The sequence below is a fragment of the Pseudoalteromonas sp. NEC-BIFX-2020_002 genome, assembly GCF_013002825.1.
GTDB classification, from domain to species: domain Bacteria; phylum Pseudomonadota; class Gammaproteobacteria; order Enterobacterales; family Alteromonadaceae; genus Pseudoalteromonas; species Pseudoalteromonas neustonica.
Genome location: NZ_JABEPJ010000058.1, coordinates 1 through 535, shown reverse-complemented (window position 1 = coordinate 535; position 535 = coordinate 1). Strand labels below are relative to the sequence as shown.

The 535-nt window shown below is 43.2% G+C and carries 1 protein-coding gene; it reads left to right on the top strand.

The genetic code is table 11. The features are described from left to right. On the top strand, positions 1-535 hold a 535-nt coding region (gene tnpC / locus HJP15_RS21650), incomplete at both ends, for an IS66 family transposase (protein WP_170174641.1).

The following is a 535-nucleotide window of genomic DNA, read 5'->3' as shown; positions in this document are numbered from 1 at the left end:
ACAAAGCATACGAGCAAACGAAGGCAACACTGGTTGCATGTCTAGCCCATATACGCCGTAAGTTCATCGAGGCCAAAGGTAATAATAAAAAAACCGTTAAAGCGGATGTAGCACTTAACCTTATTCGTAAACTCTATGGTATTGAGCAAGCCATCAAAGGTAAATCGGTCAGTGAAAAATTCACCGTTAGGCAGCAAAAAGCCAAACCAATCGTTGATGAATTGTATCAATGGTTACTCAAGCACAAAGATAAAATCCCTCCCCAAATGGCGCTAGGGAAAGCAATTACCTATGCGATAAACCAGTTTGAGAAATTCAGGCGTTACCTCGAAGATGGCAGGCTCAGTATTGATAATAACCGAGCAGAGCGAGCCATAAAACCGTTCGTAATAGGGCGTAAAAACTGGTTGTTCTCAAATACCTGCAATGGCGCGCATGCCAGCGCCATACTCTATAGCCTTGTTGAAACCGCAAAGGCAAATGATCTTGTAGTGCATGACTACATCTCAACGTGCTTGCAACATATTGCAGAGCA